Raw genomic sequence first — 4,564 nt, forward strand, 5'->3', positions numbered from 1 at the left:
CAAAAAAGAGGGGATTATTCCACTGGCAAGCGTTGCCGAAAACATCAATATCAGTGCGCGAGGCGCGCATGCAGCGTTTGGCTGGCTGCTGCGCGATGGCTGGGAAAAGGGCAATGCCGACCAGCAGATCAAAGCGATGAAAGTTAAAACGCCGAACGCAGAGCAGAAGATCATGTACCTGTCCGGTGGCAATCAACAGAAGGCCATTTTGGGCCGTTGGCTGTCGATGCCGATGAAGGTGCTGTTGCTTGATGAGCCGACCCGAGGCATCGATATCGGCGCCAAGGCCGAGATCTACCAGATCATCCATCACCTCGCGACACAGGGCATTGCGGTGATCGTGGTGTCCAGCGACCTGATGGAAGTGATGGGCATTTCCGACCGCATCCTGGTGCTGTGCGAAGGCGCCCTGCGCGGCGAAGAACGCCGCGAACACGCGACTGAATCCAACTTGCTGCAGCTGGCCTTGCCGCGCGGCCCGGCGAACTGAGAGACGACTATGACGACCCAACACAACGCGTTGCAGACGGCACGCAAACCCCTCGACCTGCGCGCGCTGCTCGACAACTGGGCGATGCTGATCGCCGCCGTGAGTATTTTTTTACTCTGCGCCTTGCTGATCGATAACTTTCTCTCGCCGCTGAACATGCGCGGGCTCGGCCTGGCGATTTCGACGGTGGGCATCGCCGCCTGCACCATGCTGTTTTGCCTGGCGTCGGGGCATTTCGACTTGTCCGTGGGCTCGGTGATTGCTTGCGCCGGCGTGGTGGCGGCGATTGTCATGCGCGATACCGACAGCGTGATGCTGGGTATCGGCGCGGCGTTATTGATGGGGCTGATCGTGGGGCTGATCAACGGCATCGTGATCGCCAAGTTGCGCGTCAACGCGTTGATTACCACGCTGGCGACCATGCAGATCGTGCGCGGCCTGGCGTATATCTTTGCCAATGGCAAAGCGGTTGGCGTGTCGCAGGATCAGTTCTTTATTTTCGGCAACGGCCAACTGTTCGGCGTGCCTGTACCGATCCTGATCACGATTCTGTGTTTCTTGTTTTTTGGCTGGCTGCTCAACTACACCACCTACGGGCGCAACACCATGGCCATTGGCGGCAACCCCGAAGCGGCGCTGCTGGCAGGGGTGAATGTTGATCGCACGAAGATCCTGATCTTCGCCATCCATGGCGTGATCGGCGCGTTGGCCGGGGTGATTCTGGCATCGCGCATGACCTCTGGCCAGCCAATGATCGGACAGGGTTTTGAGCTGACGGTGATTTCTGCCTGTGTGCTGGGCGGGGTGTCGTTGAGCGGCGGGGTGGGCATGATTCGTCACGTGATCGCCGGGGTGTTGATATTGGCGATCATCGAGAATGCGATGAACCTGAAGAACATCGATACCTTCTACCAATACGTGATTCGCGGTTCTATTTTGCTGTTGGCCGTGGTGATCGACCGCATGAAGCAGCGCGGATAGAGTGGTGTGGTGAGTGGGCCGTCTATAAAAAGTAGGCCCCTGTGGCGAGCGGGCTCGCCACAGTAGCTCATCAATCAGCAGAGAATTTAAACACCGTGTGCTGCGTATACGTCTGCCCAGGGTTCAACCGCGTCGAGGCAAATTTGGGCTGGTTGGGCGCATCCGGAAAATGCTGGGTTTCCAGCGTGAAACCGCTCCAGTGCTGGTAGGTCTTGCCAGCCTTACCCTTCACCGTGCCGTCGAGGAAGTTGCTGGTGTAGAACTGCACGCCAGGCTCCGTCGTATAGAGTTGCAAGCGTCGACCAGACGCCGGGTCATGCACTTCGGCGGCCAGTTGCTTGATATTGCCTTGGGTGTCCAACGCCCAGTTGAAGTCGAACCCGCCTTGTTTTGGCTCGGCGAATTTGAGCTGCGGATGATCATCCTTGATGCGCTGGCCGATGGCGGTAGGCGTTAGAAAATCCATCGGCGTGCCCTTGACGGGGGCCAGTTCGCCGGTCGGAATCAAGGTCGCATTTACCGGCGTGTAATGGCTGGCGTGCAAGGTGGCGACTTGCTTGAGAATGTCACCGTTACCGGCGCCGGCGAGGTTGAAGTAGCTGTGGTTGGTGAGGTTGAGCACCGTCGGTTTGTCGGTGGTGGCGGTGTAATCGATGTGCAGTTCGTTTTTGTCATTGAGGCTGTAAGTGACCTCGGTTTTCAGGTTGCCGGGGAAACCCATCTCACCGTCTTTGGACAGGTAGCTCAGCTTCACGCCGACCGAGTCCTTGCCCTTGACCGGTTCAGCCTGCCACACGTGTTTGTCGAAACCCTGCGCGCCGCCATGCAGCGAGTTGGGGCCATCGTTGAGCGGCACCTGGTAGCGTTTACCGTCGAGTTCAAAGGCGCCGCCGGCCAGGCGATTGCCAAAGCGGCCGATGGTTGCGCCGAAAAACGCCGTACCGGCCTGGTAGCCCTGCACATCATCGAAGCCAAGTACCACGTCTTCGACTGTGCCGTTTTTGTCCGGTACTTTGAGTGACTGCAACACGCCACCGTAGGTAATCACCGTGGCTTGCATGCCATGGCTGTTGCGCAATACATACTGCTCGACGGCGGTGCCGTCATTGGTTTTGCCGAAGGGTTTATGCTCGCTGGTGAGCCCTGCGGCGTGAGCGCCACCGCTGGCGATCATCATGGACAAGGCGAGGCCGGACAGCAGATGCCTGGGGTGCTTCATGGTCGAACTTCCTTTTGTTGTTTTGAGTGGAATAGTTCTACTAATGTGCGATATTTTGTCGAATCGACAGCGAATTTATAGCCTTTAACGCCGATTACGTAAAATAAAATAAGACTAATTGATCGAGGCAACCGTTATATGAGTACTGAACAGGCCGTTTATCCCGACCTCAAGGGTAAGACCGTACTGGTATCCGGTGGTGCCTCCGGCATCGGCGAATTCATGGTGCGCGCCTTCGCCGCGCAGGGCGCCAACGTCGGTTTTGTGGACCGCGCGCAAAGCCAGGGCGAACGGTTGGCGGCGCTTTTGAGTTCGCAAGGGCATCGTGTTGAATTCGTGTGCTGCGACATCACCGATGAAATCGCCTTCAAGGCAGCCATCGAGCGTTTTGAACACTCGCTCGGCGCCATCACCGTGCTGGTCAACAACGCCGCGAATGACGTGCGTCACACCCTCGAAGAAGTCGATTCTGCGATGTTCGACCGGCTCATCGCAGTCAACCTCAAACACGCCTTTTTTGCCGCCAAGGCGGTGGTGCCGATGATGAAAAAGGCGGGCGGCGGGGCGATCATCAACCTCGGTTCGGTCGGCTGGATGATGGCGTCCGCCGGCTACCCGGTGTACGCCGCCAGCAAAGCCGCCGCGCATGGCATGACACGCGCGCTGGCGCGGGAACTTGGCCCCAGCGGCATTCGGGTCAACACCCTGGTGCCCGGCTGGGTCATGACCGAAAAACAACTGGAGATGTGGGTCGACGACGCGGCCAGGGAATTGATCAGCCGCAGCCAGTGCTTGCCCGGCAGCGTGCTACCGGAACACATTGCCAACATGGCGTTGTTCCTCGCCTCCGATGTATCAGCGATGTGTTCGGCGCAAAACTTTATTGTCGACGGCGGTTGGGTCTAGACTGCGAAGCGCTGCGCCTGCCGGCGGAACACGACTGACACCAAGGAAAAGTAAGCATGAGCGACTACGTACCCCCGAAGGTCTGGAACTGGGAGGCCGAAAACGGCGGCACTTTCGCCAGCATCAACCGGCCCATCGCTGGCGCCACGCATGAGCAAGCGCTGCCGGTCGGCAAACACCCGCTGCAACTGTATTCGCTGGCCACGCCGAATGGGCAAAAGGTCACGATCCTGCTGGAAGAACTGTTGGCCTTGGGTCACCGCGGCGCTGAGTACGATGCCTGGCTGATCAAGATCGGCGACGGTGACCAGTTCGGCAGCGGGTTTGTTGCGGTTAACCCGAATTCGAAGATCCCGGCCCTGCTGGACCGCAGTGGTGATACGCCGATTCGGGTGTTTGAGTCAGGGGCGATTTTGCAGTACCTGGCGGAGAAGTTCGGGGCGTTCTTGCCGACTGAGCCGGCGGCGCGTGCCGAGTGTTTGTCGTGGTTGTTCTGGCAGATGGGCAGTGCGCCGTACCTGGGCGGTGGCTTTGGGCATTTTTATGCGTACGCACCGAGCAAGATGGAGTACGCGATCAACCGGTTTGCGATGGAGGCCAAGCGTCAGCTGGATGTGCTGGACAAGCGCCTGGCGGTGAGTGAATACATCGCCGGTGATGAATACACCATCGCCGACATCGCCATCTGGCCGTGGTATGGCGGGCTGGTCAAAGGCCGATTGTACGACGCGGCGGAGTTTCTTGCGGTGCACGAGTACACGCAAGTACAGCGCTGGGCGAACGCGATTGACGCCCGCCCGGCGGTGCAGCGCGGGCGTCGGGTGAACCGGGTCTCCGGTGAACCTGCCGAGCAGTTGGCCGAGCGGCACGCGGCGAGTGATCTGGACTGAAAAGCGCCACGGCGGCCTGAAAGCCGGCCTGAGTGGTTAAAGCAGATCAAAGGCGGATTTGCATACACAGCAGATCTG

At 59.0% G+C, this 4,564-nt stretch carries 5 protein-coding genes; 4 read left to right on the forward strand and 1 reads right to left on the reverse strand.

Translation table 11 applies throughout. The features are described from left to right. Positions 1-490 (forward strand): ATP-binding cassette domain-containing protein (locus F0169_RS26185; protein ID WP_152748037.1); only part of this gene is annotated, 490 nt, incomplete at its 5' end. Between the two features lie 9 nt (positions 491-499). After that, positions 500-1,471, forward strand: a complete 972-nt coding sequence (gene araH / locus F0169_RS26190) for an L-arabinose ABC transporter permease AraH (RefSeq protein WP_152748038.1) — start codon at positions 500-502, stop codon at positions 1,469-1,471. Positions 1,472-1,541: 70 nt separating this feature from the next. On the opposite strand, the gene F0169_RS26195 is transcribed toward araH, so the two are convergent. Further along, a complete protein-coding gene (locus tag F0169_RS26195; protein WP_152748039.1) occupies positions 1,542-2,690 on the reverse strand; it encodes an aldose epimerase family protein in 1,149 nt (382 codons plus the stop codon). A gap of 138 nt (positions 2,691-2,828) precedes the next feature. Here F0169_RS26195 and F0169_RS26200 point away from each other — a divergent pair, with 138 nt between their 5' ends. Together F0169_RS26200 and yghU are read left to right on the forward strand one after the other, a co-directional pair. After that, a complete protein-coding gene (locus F0169_RS26200) occupies positions 2,829-3,596 on the forward strand; it encodes an SDR family NAD(P)-dependent oxidoreductase (protein WP_152748040.1) in 768 nt (255 codons plus the stop codon). A 56-nt stretch (positions 3,597-3,652) separates the two neighbouring features. Further along, positions 3,653-4,486 carry a glutathione-dependent disulfide-bond oxidoreductase gene (yghU, locus tag F0169_RS26205; protein ID WP_152748041.1) on the forward strand — a complete coding sequence of 278 codons (834 nt, stop codon included), beginning with the start codon at positions 3,653-3,655 and terminating at the stop codon, positions 4,484-4,486. The last annotated feature ends 78 nt before the right edge of the window (positions 4,487-4,564 follow it).

This window comes from Pseudomonas kitaguniensis (genome assembly GCF_009296165.1).
Taxonomy (GTDB): Bacteria; Pseudomonadota; Gammaproteobacteria; order Pseudomonadales; family Pseudomonadaceae; genus Aquipseudomonas; species Aquipseudomonas kitaguniensis.

Coding starts and splice junctions, on each gene's coding strand:
- araH (WP_152748038.1), top strand. CDS start 500: ATGACGACCCAACACAACGCGTTGCAGACGGCACGCAAACCCCTCGAC.
- F0169_RS26195 (WP_152748039.1), bottom strand. CDS start 2,690: ATGAAGCACCCCAGGCATCTGCTGTCCGGCCTCGCCTTGTCCATGATG.
- F0169_RS26200 (WP_152748040.1), top strand. CDS start 2,829: ATGAGTACTGAACAGGCCGTTTATCCCGACCTCAAGGGTAAGACCGTA.
- yghU (WP_152748041.1), top strand. CDS start 3,653: ATGAGCGACTACGTACCCCCGAAGGTCTGGAACTGGGAGGCCGAAAAC.